The sequence below is a fragment of the Saccharothrix sp. DSM 118769 genome, from assembly GCF_052936295.1.
On the sequence record NZ_CP193627.1, the window covers coordinates 6,570,695 to 6,590,389 of the forward strand.

Genomic DNA, 19,695 nt, shown 5'->3' on the forward strand with positions numbered 1-19,695 from the left:
CGAAGGAGAACGCCCATGGCCGATCCCGGCCACTCCCCCGCCGGCCGAGACCGGCCGCCCCCGGCGCCCGCGCGCACCATCACCATCGCGCAGGTCGCCGAACTGGCCGGGGTGTCCACCACCACGGTGTCGAAGGTGTTCAACGGGCGCGCCGACGTCGCGGCGCGCACCCGTGCGGTGATCGAGGAGATCATGCTGGCCCACGGGTACCAGCCCCGGACCAGGTTCGTCACCGCACCGCTGGTGGAGCTGGTGATGCACGAGCTCACCGGCCCGTACGCGATGGAGGTCATCCGGGGCACCGCGCGCACCGCCGACGCCCACCGCGCGGCCGTGGTCGTGTCGGAGCCCGGCGGGCGGCACGTGCCCGACGGCACGTGGATCGAGACGGTCCTGTCCCACCGCTCCCAGGGGGTCGTCGCGGTGCTGTGCGGGCCGACCGACGAGCAGCGCGCCCAGCTCGCGAGCCGCTTCATCCCCGTCGTCCTGGTGGACCCGCTCACCGAGCCCGGCGCGGGGGTGCCGGTGGTCCGCGCGGCCAACCGGGAGGGCGGCCTGACCGCCACCCGGCACCTGCTGGAGCTGGGGCACCGGCGGATCGCGGTGATCACCGGGCCGCTCGGCGTGCTGTCCGGCCGGGAGCGCCTGACCGGCTACCACGAGGCCCTCGACGCCGCGGGCGTGGCGCTGGACCACGCGCTGGTCCGCGAGGGCGGCTACCAGGTCGTGGACGGCCGCCGGCACACCCACGACCTGCTCCGCCTGCCCGATCCGCCGACCGCCGTGTTCGCCTGCAACGACGCGCAGGCGCTGGGCGCGTACCAGGCCGCGCACGACCTGGGCCTGCGCGTGCCCGACGACCTGAGCGTGGTCGGGTTCGACGACCTGCCGCCCGCGCAGTGGGCCACGCCGGGCCTCACCACGATCCGCCAACCGCTGGGCGACATGGCCGCCGAGGCCACCAGGACCGCGATCCGGATCTCCCGCCACGAGCTGCCGGCGCACCACCGGGTCGTCCTGCCCACCGAACTCGTCCGCCGCGGGAGCACCGCGCCGCCGCGCCCCGGCACGATCGGCCCGTTCACCCGTCCGGGGGTTCCCCACCGGGGTTGAGCCCGGTCCGCGACGCGCCGGGGACGCCGAGGAAGGCCGAGGCGACGAGGGCGACGGCGCGGTCGTCGTCGCGGGCCAGCCGGCGCAGGACGTCCCGCGCCGCCGTCCCCGGCAGCTCGACCAGCGCCTGCGTCAGGCGGATGCGGACGGCGGGGTCCGCGGTGTGCGCGGCCAGTTCGTCGACCAGCGCGGCCAGGACCCGGTCCGCGCACGCCGGGTCCCGGGACAGCGTCCCCAGGACCTCCGCCGCGTCGACGTCGCGGGTGCCCTCGACCACCATGTCGACGAGCACCGGCACGGCCGCGGTCGCGCCGCGCCCGCCCAGCGCCAGGGCGGCGTGCCCGCGCACCGTCGCGTCGGGGTCGCCGAGCGCGTCCGCGAGCACCGCGGACGCGGCGGGGGCACCGGGCGCCGCGGCGATCGCGAGCACCGCGCGCCGCCGGACGTCGACGTCCGCCGAGCGCGCGCCGGCGGCCAGCGTCGCCGTGCCGTCGCCACCCGACCGGGCGAGGGCCCAGCGCAGGGCGCCCGCGACGTGGGGGTCGGTTTCGGCCAGGACCGCCCCGGCCAGCAGCTCGGCGGGGGCGGGCGCGCCCTCCGGCCGGGTCAGGACGGCCTGCTGCCTGCGCGCGGCGCTGGCCGAGCCGAGCCCCTGCACGAGCTCGACGATGCGCAGCACGCCCTGCCACCCGGCGGGCGCCGACGCGTCGATCGCGCGGAGCCGGTCGAGCAGCTCCCGGTCCCGCTCCAGGCGGTCCTCCGTCCACCGGATGAGGTCGCCGACCACGGCGGACGGCGTGAAGGCCGGGTCCTCCAGGGCGCGCCCGATCTGCTTGAGCGAGAGCCCGAGGGACCGCAGGGCCTCCACGTGGAAGATCCTGCGGACGTCCTCGGCGGAGTACTCGCGGTAGCCGCCGACGGTGCGGCCGGTCGGGCGCACCAGGCCGAGGGCGTCGTAGTGCCGGAGCATCCGGGTGCTCACCCCCGAGTGGCGGGACACGTCCCCGATCAGCACCCCGCAGACCCCACGGACCCCACCGCCCCCGCGGCCCCCGCGGACCGGGCGACGGCGGCGGCCCGCTCGGGACCGAGCGCGACGACCCGCCTCGCCTCCTCGACGGCCGCGTCGAACCCGGTCTCCGGGTCGCGCAGGAGGAACGCGGTGGCGCGGGCGTGCTCGGCCCGCTCCGGGTCGGGGTCCGCCGCCGCCTCCTCCAGGGCGGGTTCGACCACGTCGCCGAGGTCGACGAGGGCCCGGCTCAGGCTCAGCCGCACGGTGCGGTCGCCGCGGCCGAGCTGCGCGACCAGCTCACCGGCCAGGGCCTCCTTCCCGTCCTCGGGCACGAGCGCGACCGCCGTACGCCACGCCGTGCGCGCGACCTCGTCGTCGGCGTCGCGCAGCAGGTCGCGGGTGATCCAGGCCCACGCGCGCCGGTCGCCGACCTTGGAGAGCGTGTGCAGCGCCTGGCCGCGGGCCCGGGGACGCCCGGAGCGGAGCTCCTCGCGGACCCGGGGCAGGGTGACGTCCGGCGGGAGGCGGGTCAGCGCCCAGGACAGCATGTCCCGCACGAAGAAGTCCGGCTCGACCGCGCACCGCTCGACGAGCACCTCCAGCAGGCCGGGGTCGGGGTCCGAGCCGGCCGCCAGGGCCGCCCGGAGCCTGGTCGACGGGTCCTCGGCGCGCAGGGCGCCGGCCACCCGGGTGTGCCGCGGGGTTCCGCTTGTCGTGTTGATCGGGACCACCTCCTGCGCCCAGTGGACACCTTGTCACCGTGTCAAGGTCAAGCCCGTGGCCACCCCCGCGCCGGTCGGGCGGACGCACGGCCCCCGCCGCACCTGGTGCCACAATGGTGGAATCACCGGGGTTCGGCGTCGGAAGGGACTACGTGGGCGGGAAGATGCAGATCGGCGAGGTGGCCGAGCGGACCGGCCTGTCGCTGCGCACCATCCGCTACTACGAGGAGGTCGGTCTCGTCGTCCCCAGCGCCCGGAGCCAGGGCGGGTTCCGCCTCTACGCCGAACCCGACGTCGACCGCCTCCAGGTGATCAAGCGCATGAAGCCGCTGGGGTTCCACCTGGAGGAGATGCGCGAGCTGCTCACCATCCTCGACGGACTGGCCACCCCCGACGCCCCCGAGCGGGACAAGGACCTCGACCGGCTGGCGCAGTTCCACACCGCGGCCGAGGAGCGCTGCGACGAGCTGCGCGCCCAGCTGCGCATCGCCGAGGACTTCGCCGCCACCCTGCGTGCGCACCTGCCCACCGGCTGAGCACCCGAACGACCGGGTGCCTCACGGCCCGACCACACTCTGACGTAACGTGAGGGTGTGACCATGGCTCGAATTTCCACCCCGCCGCCGCCGCTCGCCCCCGAGGCCCTGCGGATCGTCGCCCTGGGAGGGCTCGGCGAGATCGGCCGCAACATGACCGTGTTCGAACACGAGGGCAAGCTGCTGATCGTGGACTGCGGGGTGCTGTTCCCCGAGGAGCACCAGCCCGGCGTGGACGTCATCCTCCCCGACTGGACCTGGATCCGCGACCGCCTGTCCGACGTCGTCGCGGTCGTGCTCACCCACGGCCACGAGGACCACATCGGCGGGGTGCCCTACCTGCTGCGCGAACGCCCCGACATCCCCGTCGTCGGCTCCCGCCTGACCCTGGCCCTGCTGACGGCCAAGCTGGTCGAGCACCGCATCACACCGGTCGCGGTCGAGGTGGCCGAGGGCCGGCGGCTGGTGCGCGGGCCGTTCGACCTGGAGTTCCTGGCGGTCAACCACTCCATCCCGGACAGCCTGGCGGTCGCGATCCGCACCTCCGCCGGGCTCGTGCTGCACACCGGCGACTTCAAGATGGACCAGTTCCCGCTCGACGGGCGGATCACCGACCTGCGCGCGTTCGCCCGCCTGGGCGAGGAGGGCGTCGACCTGTTCCTGGTCGACTCCACCAACGCCGACGTGCCCGGCTTCACCACCGCCGAGCGCGACCTCGCGCCCGCCATCGACGAGGTGTTCCGCACCACGCCGCGCCGGGTGATCGTCTCCAGCTTCGCCAGCCACGTGCACCGCATCCAGCAGGTCCTCGACGCCGCCCACGCGCACGGCCGCAAGGTCGCCTTCGTCGGCCGCTCCATGGTCCGCAACATGGCCGTGGCCACCGAGCTGGGCTACCTCAAGGTGCCCGACGGCCTGGTCGTGGACATCAAGCGGATGGACCGGCTCAAGCCCCACCAGGTGACGCTGGTCTGCACCGGCTCCCAGGGCGAGCCCATGGCGGCGCTGTCCCGGATGGCCGGTGGCGACCACTCCATCCAGGTCGAGGAGGGCGACACCGTCCTGCTGGCCAGCTCGCTGATCCCCGGCAACGAGAACGCCATCTACCGGGTCATCAACGGCCTGATCGACCGCGGCGCGAACGTGGTGCACAAGGGCAACGCCAAGGTGCACGTCTCCGGCCACGCCAGCGCCGGCGAGCTGGTCTACTGCTACAACATCGTGCAGCCGGCCAACGTGCTGCCCGTGCACGGCGAGGCGCGCCACCTGCGGGCCAACGCCGAGCTGGCCGTCCGGACCGGCGTGCACCGCGACCGGGTGCCGATCGCCGCCAACGGGCACGTCATCGACCTCCAGGACGGGCGCGTCCAGGTCACCGGCAAGGTCGAGATCCACAACGTCTACGTGGACGGGCAGACCGTGGGCGGCGTCACCGAGGCGTCGCTGGCCCAGCGCCGCACCCTCGGCGAGGAGGGCGTCATCACCGTCGTGGCGATCGTCGACCTCGACACCCGCCGGCTGGCCGAGCCGCCGGACTTCATCGCCCACGGCTTCGAGCACGACGCCTCGACCTTCGCCCCCGCCGTCCCCGCCATCGAGAAGGCCCTCGCCGGCGCGAGCGAGCGCGGGGTCACCGACTTCGAGGAGCTGGAGCGGCTGGTCGGCCGGGAGGTCCAGTACTGGGCGCACCGGACCCACCGCCGGCGCCCCGTGGTCATCCCGGTGGTGATCGAGGCGTAAGGCCCCGCCCGTCCCCGACTCCCCCGGTCCCACCCGCGTCCCCGCGGCGGGCGGACCGGGGACGCGGTCGGCCCGCCCACCCCGGGCCGACCCCGGTGTCAGCGCCGTGGCTGCGCCGTGTCAGCGCCGCCGGCGATCGTTGCGCCGTGACCGGTTCGAGGGCGACACCTCGACGGACGGGCAGCGACGAAGGGGTGGACGAGGGTGCGGACAGCAGACCCGACGCCGAGGGCGATCGGCGACGAACGGCACCGGCGGGCGTGCGAGGCGCGCACGCGGCGGCTTCCGGGGGGCCACCGGGCTACGGCGGCCCCCGCCGGATCGGGCGGGGGTGCCCGACCGTGACGGCACCGCCGACCACCGGGCCCGCGATCCGCGTGCGGGGCCTGGAGAAGTCCTACGGGGACCTGGCGGTCCTGCGCGGGGTGGACCTCGACGTGGCGCGGGGCAGCGTCTTCGCCCTGCTCGGCTCGAACGGCGCGGGCAAGACCACGGTCGTGAAGATCCTGTCCACGCTGCTCGCGCCCGACGCCGGGACCGCCGTCGTCAACGGCTTCGACGTCACCGCGCGGGGCGGGGACGTGCGGGAGTCCATCAGCCTCACCGGGCAGTTCGCCGCCGTCGACGACATCCTCACCGGGCGGGAGAACCTCGTCCTGGTCGCCCGGCTGCGGCACCTCGGGGACCCCGGCGCGATCGCGGACGAGCTGCTCGGCCGCTTCTCGCTCACCGACGCGGGCGGGCGGCGGGTGGCGACGTACTCCGGCGGCATGCGCCGCCGGCTCGACCTCGCGATGAGCCTCGTCGGGAACCCGCCGGTCGTCTTCCTCGACGAGCCCACCACCGGGCTCGACCCGCAGGGGCGCATCGAGGTGTGGCGGGCCGTCGAGGAGCTGACCGCCGGGGGCACCACGGTGCTGCTCACCACGCAGTACCTGGACGAGGCCGAGCAGCTCGCCGACCGGATCGCGATCCTCCACGAGGGCCGGATCGTCGTGGACGGCACCCTCGCCGAGCTGAAGGAGCTGCTCCCGCCCGCCGAGGTCGAGTACGTCGAGAAGCAGCCGACGCTGGAAGACGTCTTCCTCGCGCTCGTCGGGGACAAGGGGCGGGAACGATGACGACCAAGCACTTCGCCGGCGACACCTCGGTCCTGCTGGGACGGTCGCTGCGCCACGTCGCCCGCAGCCCGGACACCATCATCACCACCGCGGTCGTGCCGATCGCGATGATGCTGATGTTCGTCTACGTCTTCGGCGGCGCGATCGACACGGGTCCGGGCTCCGGCTCGGACTTCTACGTGGGGTACCTGCTGCCCGGCATCCTGCTCATCACGGTCGCCTCGGGCATCTCCTACACCGCGTTCCGCCTCTTCCTGGACCTGAAGGGCGGGATCTTCGAGCGGTTCCGGTCCATGCCGATCGCGCGGTCGGCCGTGCTGTGGGCGCACGTGGTGACCTCACTGGTGGCCACCTTGGCCTCGCTCGTGGTCGTCGTGCTCGTCGCCCTCCTCATGGGCTTCCGCTCGGGCGCGGGACCAGGGGCGTGGCTCGCGGTCGCGGGCATCCTGTTCCTGTTCACCCTGGCGCTGACGTGGCTGGCCGTCATCCCCGGCCTCACCGCGAAGTCCGTGGACGGCGCGAGCGCGTTCTCCTACCCGCTCGTGTTCCTGCCGTTCCTCAGCTCGGCCTTCGTGCCCACCGAGACCATGCCCGGTCCGGTGCGGGCCTTCGCCGAGCACCAGCCGGTGACGTCCATCGTCAACTCCCTCCGGGCCCTGTTCGCGCAGCAGCCGGTCGGGACCGACCTCTGGGTCGCCCTCGCCTGGTGCGTCGGCACCCTCGTCGTCGCCTACGCCTTCGCCACGGCCGCCTACCGGCGGAAGACCTCCTGAGGCCGACCGCGGCGGGCGTGAGGACGACCGCGGCACCGGTGGCTGGCCTGCCGGTGCCCGGGGCGGGGTCGTCCGGCCACCCGGGCTGCGGTGGCCGATCGGGTGAGGCTGTCCGGGCGCGACCGGCGGGTTGGCCTGTTCGTCCGGGCGCGATCGTCCACCGGCACCCTTCCGCGCGCCGCGCGGGTCACTAGCGTCGAAGGGGTTCGGGGCTCCGCGACGTCCGGTCCGCCGGCCGACACGGGTGTGGCGCCTTGTCGCGCGACCGGACCGGAGGTGTCTGTGCCGAGCACGAAACTCTTGCGCCGCACGGGTGTTGCGGCAGTGGTGGGGTTGGTGGCCGCGAGCGGCGCGCCACCGGCGTCCGCGACACCGGCGGCGCCCCCCGCGGTGGTGTCCGCCGTGACGGCGGTGGCGCCCACCGGGAACGTCGACGTCACGCTGGTGACCGGGGACCGGGTCTCGCTCGACGGCGGTCGCGTCGTGTCGATGCGCCCCGGGCCCGGCCGCGAAGACGTGTACTTCCACCACTTCCTGGACGGCGGGCACGAGCACGTCGTCCCGTCGGACGCGTTGCGGCCGCTGGACGAGGGCAGGCTGGACCGGCGGCTGTTCGACGTGACCGGCCTGGCCGGGACGGGGTACGACGACGCGAGCCGCGACTCCGTGCCGCTGCTGGTCACCGGTGCCCGGTCCGGGGACCTGCGGGCCGCCCGCGACCTGCGCTCGGCCCGGGACCTGCCCGCGGCGGGCGCCGTCGCCGGGCACGCGCCCAAGGCGGGGGCGGCGACGGCGTTCCGCGCGCTGATGGCCGACCCGGCGGTGGAGAAGGTCTGGCTGGACGGGACGCGGCAGCTCGCCCTGGACCGCAGCACCGCTCAGGTCGGCGCGCCCGCCGCCTGGGAGGCCGGGCTCACCGGTGAGGGCGTCCTGGTCGCCGTGCTGGACACCGGCGTCGACGCCGGGCACCCCGGGCTGGCGGGGCGGGAGGTGGCCGAGGCCGACCTCACCGGCGGCGGGGACGCCACCGACACGGTCGGCCACGGCACCCACGTCGCCTCCACCATCGCCGGCACGGGCCCGCGCTACCGGGGCGTCGCGCCCGGGGCGCGGCTGCTGGACGGCAAGGTGTGCGCCACGACCAGCTGCTCCGAGTCGGCGGTCCTGGCGGGCCTGCACTGGGCGGTCGAGCAGGGCGCGGACGTCGTCAACCTCAGCCTCGGCGGCACCGACACCCCCGGCACCGACCCCCTGGAGGCGGCGATCGACCGCCTGTCGGCCGAGACCGGCACGCTGTTCGTCGTCGCCGCGGGCAACGCGGGCCGCCCCGGCACGATCGGTTCGCCGGGCAGCGCCGACGCCGCGCTGACCGTGGGCGCGGTGGACCGGCAGGACGGCCTCGCGCCGTTCTCCAGCCGGGGCCCCCGCCTCGGCGACGGCGCGGTCAAACCCGACCTCACCGCGCCCGGCGTGGGCATCGTGGCGGCCAGGGCGTCGAAGGGCACCGCGGGCACGCCCGTCGACGCGCACCACGTGGCACTGTCCGGCACCTCCATGGCCACCCCGCACGTCGCGGGCGCGGCGGCCCTGCTCGCCCAGCGGCACCCCGACTGGACCGGCGCGCGGCTCAAGGCGGCGCTGACGTCCTCGGCGCGGCCCAACCCCGCGCTGGGCCCGTACGACCAGGGTGCGGGACGCCTGGACGTGGCCGCCGCCGTCGACCAGGTCGTCACCTCCGAGCCCGCCGGCCTCGCGTTCGGCACGCAGCCGTGGCCGCACCACGACGACACCCCGGTCGCGAAGGAGCTGCTCTACCGCAACGCCGGGACCGCGCCGGTGACCCTGCGCGTCGGCGCGGAGCTGACCGGACCGGACGGGGCACCCGCCCCGGCGGGCCTGCTCACCGCCTCACCCGCCGAGGTCGTCGTGCCCGCGGGCGGTCAGGCCGCGGTGACCGTCACCGCGGACACCCGCGTGGGTTCCCGCGACGGCGACCACGCCGGTGTGGTCGTCGCGACGGCGACGGGCGGCGCGGCGCTGCGCACCCCCGTGGTGGTCGGCCGCGAGGTCGAGAGCTACGACGTCGACTTCCGGCACCTGGGCCGCGACGGGCAGCCCGCCCAGCAGGCGGGCACGCGCCTGTTCGACGTCACCACCGGCACGGAGCGGTACGTCCCCGGCGGCGTCACCCGGCTGCCCCGGGGCGACTACTTCGCGGTCGGGGTCGTCGACACCGGCGGTGGCGGCATCGCCCTCGTCTACCGGCCGGAGCTGCGGGTCACCGCGGACGCGGTGGTGACCGCGGACGCCCGGACGGCGGGACCGGTGCGGGTCACCGCGCCCGACCCGGCCGCCCGGGGGATGCTCTCGGTCATCACGGCCAGGCGGTACCACGGGGACGTGACCACCGGCTGGGGCATCGCGGTGCTGTTCGGCGGCTTCGACGACCGGTTCGCGGTCGGGCACGCCGGGCCGGAGGTGCCCGCCGACCGGTTCGCCGCCAAGGTCGCCGCCGAGTTCGAGGGCGACCCGGGTGCCGACCCGAAGGTCCGCTACCGGTTCGCCTGGGGCTCGACCGGGAGGTCGTTCACCGGGTTGGAACGCGCGCCCGCGAGGTCCGAGCTGGCCGAGGTCCGCACGTCGTCCGGCCCGGTCCCGGAGGGCCGGACCGCGGTGCACGGCGGCGAGTCCGAGGCGGCGGGCATCCGGGGGTACACGTGGTCGCAGGGCTCCGGGCCGTCCGGCGGGTTCGTCGACCGCGTGACGACCGAGGACGTCCGGTGGACCTGGCACGCCGAGCAGTGGCGGTCGGGCACCACGGAGGCGCGGTTCACCAGCCCGACCCGCACCTACCGGCCCGGCCGGGTGTACCGGGAGAGCGTGAACGTCCCGGTGTTCGGCCCGGCGGCGCCCGACCGGGGGTCACCGGCCCTGCGCCGCGCGGGCGACCGGATCGCGCTGGACCTGCCGCTGTTCACCGACGGGGCCGGCAACGCGGGCACGTCGCGCACCGCGTCGGCGCGCACGGCGCTGTTCCGCGACGGCGCGCTCGTCGGCGAGACCGCCGCGCCGGGCAGCGGCGCGTTCGACGTGCCCGCCGGCCGGGCCGCGTACCGGCTGGAGACCGGGGCGGTGCGCGAGGCGGGCGTGTCGGACTTCTCCACCGAGGTGAGCGGGAGCTGGACGTTCGGCTCCGCCGCGGGCGACCGGGAGCTGCCGCTGACCACCGTCCGGTTCGCGCCCCGGCTGGACCGCGACGGCGCCGCGCCCCCGGGCCGGCTGCTGCCCGTGCCGCTGGTGGTGGGGCAGCAGGTGAGCGCGCCGATCCGGCACCTGCGCGTCGAGGCGTCGTTCGACGACGGGAGGAGCTGGAGCCGCGTGCCGGTCCTCGGGCGCACCGCGCTGGTGCGCCACCCCGGCACGGCGGGGGCGTTCGCGTCGCTGCGGGTCGAGGGCGCGGACGTGCGCGGGAACACCTTCCGGCAGACCGTGCTGCGCGCCTACCGGATCGGCTGAGGCGGGCCGCCGGCCGCCGCCGCGGCCGGCCGGCCCGTCGTCCTGGTGCCCAGGTCGTCCAGCCCCGACAGCGACAGCACGCGGGCCGGGGCGGAGCCGGCCGCCACCACCAGGGCGAACGCCCGCCCGGCGCGGCCGGCCGCCGCCGCGGCGTCCAGCAGCAGCGCGACGCCCGAGCTGCTGAGGTAGCGCAGGTCGGTGAGGTCCAGCTCCACGGGGCGGTGGTCGCCGCCGCCCACGCGGAACAGCAGGGCCTCGCGGAGCCCGTCCACCGTGCCGGTGTCCAGTTCGCCGGTCAGCCGCAGGCGCGTGGCCCCGTCGGTCGAGTCGTCCACCAGGCCGACGTCCCCGTCCGCCGTCGACGGGGACGCGGTCGGCGCGGCTGGTCGGGTTGCGGCAGGCAGGGTCACGACCGGCAGGGTCACGACCGGCGGGGCTTCGGCCGGCGGGGCTGCGGCCGGCGAGGTCGAGGCCGGCGGCGAGGTCGGGGCGGGTCGGGCCGGGGTGCCGGTGTGCGGGGTGCCGGCCTGCGGGATGTCCGGCTGCGGGGTGAGGTGGAAGTCGACGGTGGTGCCGTCCTCGCGGCGGTCGAACACGACCTGCTCGGTCAGCGTCCGGATGATCCGCACGCCCCGGCCGCGGTGGCCCGGGTCGGCGGGCGGGGGCCGCCACCGGCCGTGGTCGCGCACGGTGACGTGCACGCCGGTGGCGGTGGTGGCCAGCTCGTACTCCAGGTCGCCGGTCCCGTCCGCGTAGGCGTGGTCCACGACGTTGGCCGCCGCTTCGCCCAGGGCCAGCTGGAGGTCGTCGAGCGCGTCCGCGGACAGCCCCGCCGCGGCGGCCCAGGCGGTGACCTCGCGGCGCATGACGGTCAGCGAGGGCGGTAGCGCGGGCAGCGTGGAGCGCAGCGGTCGCGGCAGGTGGCGGGTGACGACGAGCGCCACGTCGTCGTGCCGGCCGTCCGCGAGCAGGGTGTCCGCCACGATGTCGGCCAGTTCGGCGGGCGGCGCGGCGGCGGAGTCGCGGACGACTGCGAGCAGCCGGTCCAGGCCCTCGTCGAACGGGACGTCGCGGCGCTCGACCAGCCCGTCCGTGTAGAGCACGACCGTCGCGCCCTCGGGCAGCTCGCAGTCCTGCTCGGGGTAGGGCGGGCGGCCCGGCACGCCCAGCACCGGCCCTCCCCCGCCGGTCAGGTACCGCGCGGAGCCCGCGTCCGCGACCAGGGGCGGCGGGTGGCCCGCCAGCGCCCACCGCAGCACCCCGGTGGCGTGGTCGAAGGTCAGGCACGCGCAGGTGCTGCCGGTCGCGCCGTTGACCCGCCGGGCGAACACGTCCAGGCGCTCCAGCGCCGCCGCCGGGGAGTGCCCGTCGAGCAGGTAGCCGGCCAGGGCGGTGCGCAGCTGCCCCATCACGGCGGCGGCGGCCGGCCCCTTGCCCACGACGTCGCCGACGCACAGCGCCACCGAGGTCCCGTCCAGCTCCAGCACGTCGTACCAGTCGCCGCCGATCTGCGCGTACGTCGACGCGGGCAGGTAGCGGGCCGCGGTCGCCAGCCGGTCCAGCGCGGGCAGCTCGCGGGGCAGCAGGCTGCGCTGGAGCGCCTCGGCGATCTCGTGCTCGCGCCGCAGCAGCAGTTCGCGCTCGGCCTCGGCGCGCTGCCGCTCGGTGACGTCGCGCCCGATGGCCTGCACCCCGGTCGGGGTGGTCCGCATGCCCAGCTCCAGGGCGATCACCGCCCCGTCCGCGCGCCGCACCCGCCACACCTCGGTCACCACGTGCCCGGCGGCCGGGTCGCCGTCCGGCACGCCCACCCCGGCGGTCCGGCCGGACACCACGAGGTCGGTGGCCCGCGTGCCGATCAGCTCCTCGGCCGAGCGGCCCAGCACCGCGCACGCCGCCGGGTTCACCTCGACGAACCGCAGGTCGCGGTCGAGGACCCAGATGGCGTCGGTGGCCCGCTCGACCAGCAGCCGGTGCCGCTGCTCGCTCTCGCGCAGCGCCCGGTCGGCGTGCACCCGCTGGAGCGACTCCCAGCTCCGGCCGGCCACCGCGGAGATCAGCTCGACCTCCCCCGGCGTCCAGTGGCGGACCGACGCCTGGTGCACGGCCAGGCCGGCGACGAACCGGCCGCCGCGCAGCAGCGGCACCGACACGACGGCGCGGATGCCCGTGCGCTCGTAGGCGACGCGGTCGTCACCGGACAGGCGCGGGTCCAGGGTCGCGTCCGCCACGATCCACGGCCGCCCCGCCCGCATCGCCCGCAGCGCTCCCTCGCCGAACGCCGACATCGCGAACCTGCCCCGCAGCGACGGCAGGCCGGTGGCGTGGTCGCCGCTCATCACGAAGTGGTCCTCGTCGGCCTCCACCCGCGCGTAGGCGCACCGGTCGGCCTCCAGGTGCTCCCGCAGCAGCCGGGTGACGACGGCCATGACCTGCTCGGCGTCGTCGACCCCCTGCAACCGCCGCTCCAGCGCCGCGAGGAAGCGGTCCTGCTGCTCGGCCACCCTCCGCCGGGTGACGTCGGCCAGCATCCCCCGGGCGCGCACGGGGACGCCGGCGTCGTCGTGCGCCACCTGCGCGCGGCACCGCAGCCACAGCACGCGCCCGTCCGCGGCGGTGGCCCGGAACTCCAGCTCGACGTAGTCCTTCTCCGCGCCGGTGCGCCACGCGCGCAGCACCTCGGCGCGGTCACCGGGGTGGACCCAGCGGACCAGGGTGCCCACGTCGTCCAGCCACTCGTCCACCGGGCGGCCGAGCAGCACCTCGGCGTACCGGGAGACGAACGTGAAGCGCCGGGAGGGCACGTCGGCCTCCCAGACGACGACGCCCATGTCGTCGACGAGGCCGGTCAGGTCGGCGCCGCGCCCGACGTCCCGCGCGGTCACCGGGGGCGACCGGCGCACGGCAGCCGGACCGCGCCCGACCGGGGCAGGGCGGAACCGCGTCGCGCGCGGGGGGCACACCTCGTCAACACCAGCACGCGTTACCCCTCCCGGGGGCGGTTCAAACCCGTCACCCCGGGGTGGCCGGCACCAGGTCCGGGCCGGTGGCGGCGCCGAGGACGCGCGCGGTGCGCCCGCGCACGGCCACCGAGGTCGGGTTCCGCACCCTTTCGGCGGGTCCGAGCAGCGTCGTGGCGACGGCGACCGCCCTGCTCCAGCCGGGAGCGGTAAGGGACGTTCACCCGGCCGGCATCGCCAACTGCTCCCGCCGCGGCCCGTCCGGGTGGGCACCGCCCGGGATCGGCTGTCCACAACGGACATCCTCGGGCGAGCCGCCGCCGGCGGTGGAGTGCGCCCGGTCAGGTGCGGGGCAGGTAGGAGGCGACCTCGGCGATGGCGTCGAGGGTGTCGTGGTCGAACTGCCCGCCGGGGGCGTTCTCGGCCTCGGCGACGGTGACGCCCGCCCCGCCGACGTCGATGTCGCTGCCGTAGCGCAGCCCGGTGAAGGTGATCCCGCCCAGTCCCAGCAGTTCCCCGCCCAGCGGGGTGATGTCGCCGCTGCCGTGGACGTCCACGAGGTCCCGGACCTGCCCGAACGAGGCCGTGACGCACTCGGCCTGCTGCCTGGCTACCCGCTTGCCCTGCCGCAGCCCCATCCGCTGCCAGGCGCCCTCGAACTCGCCGCGCCGCGCCGCCCTCCGCCCCTCGTCCTTGCGCGCCCGCAGCTGCCCCGACGACCCGCCCAGCCGCACCGACCCCACGCCCACCTCGGACGCCGTCCCCGCCGTGCCGAGGCCCACCGAGGTCGCTCCCCCGCCGCCGGCGACGATCCCCAGCACGGCGACCCCGGCGACCACCGCGCCCCCGTTGCCCTTCTTGGGCGTGATCGGCCTGACGCGTCCCTGCTTGTCCGTGAAGAACGGCATGTTCCCACCCCTGGTCCGGCCGACCGGTCGCGTGGCCGGTCGCGCACCGTCACAGGGTCCTGCACCTCGCCGCCGCCGCTCCCGCAGGACTGCGGCGAGCCCGCGATCAGGCGGGTTTGCGGAAGAGGAAGAGGTAGGAGCCGAGGTGGTCGCGGACGAAGGCGCGCAGCAGCGGCATGGTGGTGTCCATCTGCTCGGCCAGCTCCGGGCCGTAGCGCTCGACGACCTCGGCGCGCCGGTCGGTGTAGAGCAGGCTCATCAGCTCGCCGCTGAACGCGCAGTTCTGCGTCATGTCCTCGACCTTCACCAACTCGAACCCGGCGTCGGCCGCCCGGGCGACGGTCTCGGCGGGGGTGGTCGGGGGCATGGAGCGCCAGACCTCCCGGTACGCCGCCATCCCCGCCTCGTCCGGGGTGCCCCGGACGGTGAACTCGCTCATCAGGAAGTGCCCGCCGGGCCTGAGCACGCGGAACGCCTCGCGGAACGCCTCCTGGCGGTCGGACAGGTGGGCGTGGACGTCGATCGACAGGGCGGCGTCGAACGACCCGTCGGGGAAGTCGAGCGCCATGGCGTCGCCGTAGCGGAACGAGACGCGGTCGGCGACGCCCTCGGCCCTGGCCGTCTCCCCGGCCCTGGCGAGGTGCTCGCGGCTGACGTTGATGCCGGTGACGCGCCCCCCGGTGCGCTGGGCCACCCGGACGGCGGGCATCCCGGTGCCGCAGCCGATGTCCAGCAGGTGCTCGCCCGCGCGCAGGCCGAGGGTCCTGATGTGGTGCTCGGTCTGCCGCTCCTGCGCCCGGTTGGCCAGGTCGGCGAGGGTCGAGGCGGGTTCGCGCGCACCGGGCTCGGACCACTGGCCGATGTGCAGGCCGACGTCACCGATGACGATGCCGTACAGGTCGGTGAACCGGTCGTAGCCGGCCCCGATCTCCTCGGGGGTGGGCGGGGTCGTGCCATCACCGGTCGCCGTCATCGGTCGGCCTCCTCGGCGCGGTTCGCGTTGCGGCTCGCCCCACGGTAGCGACTGGTTCGACCCCCGTGGGCGGAAGTCACCCCGGGGAAGCAACGCGGGGCCGTGCACGGCCCGCCGGCGTCAGGGGCGCAGCAGGTGGCCGAGGAGGGCGCGGCGCTCGGCGGTGTTGGCCGGGCTCGGGTTGAACACCGCGTCGAGCAGGGGGAGGACGCGGGCGCGGGCTTCGGGGGTGCGCATGACGCGCTTCCACAGGGCCAGGTTCAGCGCGTAGCGCCACTTCGGGGTGGTGGCCAGCTTGAGCACGTTGACGACGTTGCCGTGCACCTTCGGCGGCAGCGCGGCCAGGTCGGCGGGCGTGCTGAGCAGTGACTCGGGCAGCACGTCGAGGCCGTGCTCGGTCATGAAGTCGAAGTCCGTCGGCCACGCCGCCGCCCACAGGTAGTCGACCATCCGGCACCAGCCGCGCAGGAAGTCGACCTCCAGCTCCGGCCACGGCGCGGTGTCGACGTCGGCGAGCGCGCGGACCACCACGTCCAGGCACGTCTTGTGCGCCTTCCACAGGGCGCGGCGCGCGGGTTCCTGCTCGGCGGACCGGCTCACCAGGGTGAAGTAGGCGCGCCAGTCGGCCACCGCGTCGACCAGCTCCTCCGGCGGGACCCCGCCCACCGCGTACCGGAACCGGGAGCGGGTCGGCGGGTCGGCGACCGGCAGCGGGGGCACCACCCCGGCGGCCACGGCGCCCAGCCACGGGACGGCGCTGAGCGCGTAGTTGCCGTAGCCCCACGGCGAGTCCGGGTCGATCAGCCCGTCCTCCCGCGTGCGGACGCCGAGCCGGCCGGTGCGGAACTGCCACTGGTGCTGGAACACCAGGCCCCACAACGGGTTGCGCCGGTTGTCCGCGCCGAACCCGCCCGTCGCGTTGGTGCTGCGGATCATCAGCCGGTAGGCGGCCATCCGCTGCTCGAAGCGGAACGGGTCGAAGGACCCGCCCAGCTCCTCCGCCGTCGTCCAGACCGGGTGCAGGTCCAGGGCAGCCAGCTCCTCGGGGTGGGCCATGACCGGGATTCTCCGCACGCCGCCGGCCGGTGTCCACGAAGATCCGCTCGACCGACCACCCGATCACCCCTCCGCGCCCGGCCTTCCCGCGTTCGAGACCCGCTTTCTGCGGTGCGCGTACAGCGGGTGGGTGCTCCGGTACGCCCGTTCACCGGAACGCGCCCTGGTGCGTCGGGCGCACTACCGATGAGGTGGTGGCACACACGTGGAAGGGGGGACCCCGTGATCGACGCAGCCGCTTTCGAGGCCCTGAAGTTCCAGGGCGATCCACTCGCCGACGCGGTGGTCGCCGACCTCGTCGCGACGAACCGGGTCGGCCTCGTCAACGAGGTGCTGGAGCACTTCCGCACCAACGACCAGCCGATCCCGGAGCAGCTGCCCGACTCGGTGCGGGAGTTCCTGGTCGCCACCGACAGCCCGCCGGCGTGGGTCGACCCCGAACGGGTGGCGCGGGCCTACGACTTCTTCGTCGACGACGGCGTGCACGTCGCCTCGGTGCTCACCTTCGGCGCGATGGTCAACTGCTACGCCCACGCCCGCACGTCCCGGGTGCTGACGCGGACCCACGGCCTGAACCAGCCCCACCGGCGGCTGTCGGAGACCTCCCAGTTCGTGATGGACATGATGGGCCGCGACGCGTTCGGCTCGGGCGGGTCGTTCGTGCCCACCATCCAGAAGACGCGGCTCATCCACGCCGCCGTGCGCCACTTCCTCACCGCGTCGGGCCGCTGGGACGTCGCCGCCGACGGCGTGCCGGTGTGCCAGCAGGACATGGTCGGCGGCCTGATGATCTTCTCCGTGCAGGTGATCGAGGGCATGCGCCGCATGGGCATCTCGGTCACCGAGCAGGAGGCCCGGGACTACTACTACGTGTGGCGGGCGGCGGGCGCCATGCTCGGCATCCCCGTCGAGGCCGTGCCCGAGTCGGTCGAGGACGCGCGCGAGCTGAGCGCCGCGATGGTCGAGGCCGCCTACGGGCCCTCCCCGGAGGGCGTGGCGCTCACCCGCCACCTGCTCGACCTCTACGAGAAGCTGTTCCCCGGCAAGATCTTCGACGGCATCGCCGCAGCCGTGGTGCGCCAGGTCGTCACCCCCGAGGTCGCCGACTGGATGCAGGTGCCGGAGTCGCGGGGCTGGACGCGCGTGGTCGGCGCGGGCACGCGCCTGGTGCGGGCGCTGGAGCGCTCCGAGGACACCAGCGCGCTGGCCACCACCATCCTCGACCGCGCCGGCACCATCCTGCTCGGCGGCAGCGTCCGCACCCTCACCAACGGCCAGTCGACGACCCTCACCATCCCGGCCGATCTGCGCGAGCGCTGGGAGGCCGCCGGGAGGTGACGCGGTACGCACCGGGCGGCGGCGTCAGCGCAGCCGGCCGGGGGGCGTCAGCGCAGCCGGGCGGCGGCGTCGTGCGCCTGGCCCCTGGTCCTCAGCGGCGTGCGGCGGTCCCGCGCCAGCTCGTCGAGCTTCGCCGCCGCGCCCGCCGGGTCCAGGTCGCCCAGGGCGATGCCGGCCGCCAAGCGCGTGTCGGGGTGCTCCGCCGCGCTGTCGGCGATCGTCCCGAGCACGGCGGTCCGGTCCGCCGGCTCCAGGTCCGCGACGAGGCCCTTCCGGAACGAGTACGGCACCGTGGGGGTGGCCGCCAGCCGCCGGAGGAGGTGGGCGTCCTCGTCGCCGCCCTTCAGGACGGCCTCCCGCGCCGCCTTCACCCGCAGCGCGGGGTCCTCGTCGCGGTCGCGCACGAACCCGCGCAGGAGTTCGAGGGCCGTGCGGGACCCGGTCTTCCCCGTGAACCACAGGCGTTCGTCGACCGGCAGGTCACCGCGCCGGGCGAACTGCGCGCACAGCTCCCGGCCCTCCCGGGGGTCGGTCCTGACCAGCGCGGCCACGGCGTCGGCCCGTTCCCGCGCGGTGGCCGCGCCCAGGGCCATGTCCCGGTGCAGCGCGGTCCTCTGCCGCTGCCCCAGGTGACCGGCCGCCGCCTTCACCGCCCGCGCCCGGTCGCGGAACGGGAACCGCCGGTCGGTGGCGACGCGGTGCAGGTGCTCGAACGCGGAGTCGGGCGACAGCGGCGCCAGCAGGGCGACGGCGCGCACCGCGACCCCGAAGTCGTCGCCGGCGTCCGCGACGACGCCCTCCAGCACCTCCGCCGTGGTGGCCCGCCGGTCGACGTCGAGGGCCCGGAGCCGCAGCTCCACCGGCACGGTCCGGTCCGACGCCAGGTCGACCACCACCTCCGGGCCCCGGCCGAGGCGTTCGACGAGGTACCGCGCGAGGTACAGCCTGCGCTCGGGCGCCGCGGTGCGGCGGCGGTCGTCCAGCAGGCCGGCCAGGCGGTCGGGGGCCACCCGGCGCAGCTCGTCCAGCGCCGCGCCGCGGGCGTCGTCCCCCGCCGCGTCGTCGACGAGGTCGGCGAGCAGCGCGACACCCCTGCCCGGGTCGTGCGCGAAGGCGTGCCGCGCCGCGGTGAGGCGTTCGGCGTCGGGCAGCCGGCGGTTCGCGGCGGTCGTGGCGGACAGGGCGAACGCCCTGGCGGGGTCGTGGCGGCGGAAGAACTCGGCCACGTCGTTGAGCACCGCGCCGTCGTCCGACCGGGCGGCCACCCGCTCGAACACGGCCAGCGCGGTGGGCAGGTCGTGCCGGGCGAGCACCTGCCCCACGGGGATGCGGACCGTGCGCCGCACGCGGGGGTCGAGGACCAGCTCCCCGGCGACGGGCACCGCGCGTTCCGGGGAGATGCCGTGCAGCGCGTCGAAGGCGCGGTAGCGCTCGGTCTCGTGCCGGGACGGCGTCCGCGCGAGGGCGGCCAGGCACTCGGCCGCGTCGTCGGGGTCCAGCTCCGCGTGCCACCGGGCGTACCGGCGCCACGCGGTGTCCGGCGCGTGCCCGCCCACCAGCGCCCGCAGCGCCCGGCGCGCCGCCGCGACGACGTCGTCGGGCACGGGGACGCCCCGGCTCAGCAGGGCGGGCACGAACCCGGCGTTGCGCCGCCGGACGACCGGCCACGTCAGCCGGCGCAGCGGTCCGCCCAGCTCGACGCCCGCCTCCGCCCAGCCCCGGACCTCGGCGACCCGGGCCTCCAGGTCGGGCCACGGCCACGTCCGCCGCGGGCGCAGGGCCCGGCGGACCGCACGGCCGTCCGGGGACACCGCACGGCCGTCCGGGGACTCGGTCACGCCTGACGCCTCCCTGTTCCGCGGTCGGGTGCGGGCCTCTCGGCGGTCGTCCGCCGGGGTGGCCCTCTCGCGCCGGGCGGTCCGCGCCA

General features: G+C 76.1%; 14 protein-coding genes. 7 read left to right on the forward strand and 7 right to left on the reverse strand.

Going from position 1 to position 19,695, the window contains the following annotated elements; genetic code table 11:
* Positions 1-15 precede the first annotated feature (15 nt).
* Complete coding sequence (locus ACRAKJ_RS27495; protein ID WP_438926097.1) at positions 16-1,113, forward strand: substrate-binding domain-containing protein; 1,098 nt, start codon at positions 16-18, stop codon at positions 1,111-1,113.
* Here the strand turns inward: ACRAKJ_RS27495 and ACRAKJ_RS27500 are convergent.
* Together ACRAKJ_RS27500 and ACRAKJ_RS27505 are read right to left on the reverse strand one after the other, a co-directional pair.
* The gene (locus ACRAKJ_RS27500; RefSeq protein WP_447008719.1) at positions 1,082-2,128 is read right to left on the reverse strand and encodes a MerR family transcriptional regulator; all 1,047 of its coding nucleotides are present in this window, start codon (positions 2,126-2,128) and stop codon (positions 1,082-1,084) included. The two genes, ACRAKJ_RS27495 and ACRAKJ_RS27500, sit on opposite strands and share 32 nt — an antisense overlap.
* A complete protein-coding gene (locus ACRAKJ_RS27505; RefSeq protein WP_438925287.1) occupies positions 2,122-2,856 on the reverse strand; it encodes a HEAT repeat domain-containing protein in 735 nt (244 codons plus the stop codon). Before ACRAKJ_RS27505 ends, ACRAKJ_RS27500 begins: the two co-directional genes overlap by 7 nt.
* A 104-nt stretch (positions 2,857-2,960) precedes the next feature.
* Between ACRAKJ_RS27505 and ACRAKJ_RS27510 the strand changes: the two genes are divergently transcribed.
* The 5 genes from ACRAKJ_RS27510 to ACRAKJ_RS27530 all read left to right on the forward strand — a co-directional run bounded on the left by ACRAKJ_RS27510 (position 2,961) and on the right by ACRAKJ_RS27530 (position 10,533).
* Complete coding sequence (locus ACRAKJ_RS27510) at positions 2,961-3,383, forward strand: MerR family transcriptional regulator (RefSeq protein ID WP_438925286.1); 423 nt, start codon at positions 2,961-2,963, stop codon at positions 3,381-3,383.
* A 63-nt stretch (positions 3,384-3,446) separates the two neighbouring features.
* The gene (locus ACRAKJ_RS27515; protein WP_438925285.1) at positions 3,447-5,123 is read left to right on the forward strand and encodes an RNase J family beta-CASP ribonuclease; all 1,677 of its coding nucleotides are present in this window, start codon (positions 3,447-3,449) and stop codon (positions 5,121-5,123) included.
* A 341-nt stretch (positions 5,124-5,464) separates the two neighbouring features.
* Positions 5,465-6,244 carry an ATP-binding cassette domain-containing protein gene (locus ACRAKJ_RS27520; RefSeq protein ID WP_438925284.1) on the forward strand — a complete coding sequence of 260 codons (780 nt, stop codon included), beginning with the start codon at positions 5,465-5,467 and terminating at the stop codon, positions 6,242-6,244.
* The gene (locus ACRAKJ_RS27525) at positions 6,241-7,017 is read left to right on the forward strand and encodes an ABC transporter permease (protein WP_438925283.1); all 777 of its coding nucleotides are present in this window, start codon (positions 6,241-6,243) and stop codon (positions 7,015-7,017) included. The genes ACRAKJ_RS27520 and ACRAKJ_RS27525 overlap by 4 nt, the downstream gene beginning before the upstream one ends.
* 402 nt (positions 7,018-7,419) lie before the next feature.
* Positions 7,420-10,533 carry a S8 family serine peptidase gene (locus ACRAKJ_RS27530; protein WP_438925282.1) on the forward strand — a complete coding sequence of 1,038 codons (3,114 nt, stop codon included), beginning with the start codon at positions 7,420-7,422 and terminating at the stop codon, positions 10,531-10,533.
* Here ACRAKJ_RS27530 and ACRAKJ_RS27535 read toward each other — a convergent pair.
* From ACRAKJ_RS27535 to ACRAKJ_RS27550, 4 genes are all read right to left on the reverse strand, one after another.
* Positions 10,518-13,418, reverse strand: coding sequence for a SpoIIE family protein phosphatase (locus ACRAKJ_RS27535; protein WP_438925281.1), 2,901 nt, complete (start codon positions 13,416-13,418; stop codon positions 10,518-10,520). The two genes, ACRAKJ_RS27530 and ACRAKJ_RS27535, sit on opposite strands and share 16 nt — an antisense overlap.
* A gap of 416 nt (positions 13,419-13,834) precedes the next feature.
* Positions 13,835-14,401, reverse strand: coding sequence for a hypothetical protein (locus ACRAKJ_RS27540; protein WP_438925280.1), 567 nt, complete (start codon positions 14,399-14,401; stop codon positions 13,835-13,837).
* A 106-nt stretch (positions 14,402-14,507) separates the two neighbouring features.
* The gene (locus ACRAKJ_RS27545; RefSeq protein WP_438925279.1) at positions 14,508-15,374 is read right to left on the reverse strand and encodes a methyltransferase domain-containing protein; all 867 of its coding nucleotides are present in this window, start codon (positions 15,372-15,374) and stop codon (positions 14,508-14,510) included.
* Between the two features lie 120 nt (positions 15,375-15,494).
* A complete protein-coding gene (locus tag ACRAKJ_RS27550; protein ID WP_438925278.1) occupies positions 15,495-16,430 on the reverse strand; it encodes a Leg1-related protein in 936 nt (311 codons plus the stop codon).
* A gap of 222 nt (positions 16,431-16,652) precedes the next feature.
* Here ACRAKJ_RS27550 and ACRAKJ_RS27555 point away from each other — a divergent pair, with 222 nt between their 5' ends.
* Positions 16,653-17,768 (forward strand): oxygenase MpaB family protein, encoded by a 1,116-nt coding sequence (locus ACRAKJ_RS27555; protein ID WP_438925277.1) that lies wholly within the window; start codon positions 16,653-16,655, stop codon positions 17,766-17,768.
* 47 nt (positions 17,769-17,815) lie between these two features.
* Here the strand turns inward: ACRAKJ_RS27555 and ACRAKJ_RS27560 are convergent, their stop codons facing one another.
* Complete coding sequence (locus tag ACRAKJ_RS27560; RefSeq protein WP_438925276.1) at positions 17,816-19,606, reverse strand: hypothetical protein; 1,791 nt, start codon at positions 19,604-19,606, stop codon at positions 17,816-17,818.
* Positions 19,607-19,695: the final 89 nt, after the last annotated feature.

What these genes read in the sequence shown, in the direction of transcription:
- ACRAKJ_RS27540 (WP_438925280.1), bottom strand. Translation starts at nt 14,401, where the DNA reads ATGCCGTTCTTCACGGACAAGCAGGGACGCGTCAGGCCGATCACGCCC.
- ACRAKJ_RS27545 (WP_438925279.1), bottom strand. Translation starts at nt 15,374, where the DNA reads ATGACGGCGACCGGTGATGGCACGACCCCGCCCACCCCCGAGGAGATC.
- ACRAKJ_RS27525 (WP_438925283.1), top strand. Translation starts at nt 6,241, where the DNA reads ATGACGACCAAGCACTTCGCCGGCGACACCTCGGTCCTGCTGGGACGG.
- ACRAKJ_RS27495 (WP_438926097.1), top strand. Translation starts at nt 16, where the DNA reads ATGGCCGATCCCGGCCACTCCCCCGCCGGCCGAGACCGGCCGCCCCCG.
- ACRAKJ_RS27550 (WP_438925278.1), bottom strand. Translation starts at nt 16,430, where the DNA reads ATGGCCCACCCCGAGGAGCTGGCTGCCCTGGACCTGCACCCGGTCTGG.
- ACRAKJ_RS27515 (WP_438925285.1), top strand. Translation starts at nt 3,447, where the DNA reads ATGGCTCGAATTTCCACCCCGCCGCCGCCGCTCGCCCCCGAGGCCCTG.
- ACRAKJ_RS27510 (WP_438925286.1), top strand. Translation starts at nt 2,961, where the DNA reads ATGGTGGAATCACCGGGGTTCGGCGTCGGAAGGGACTACGTGGGCGGG.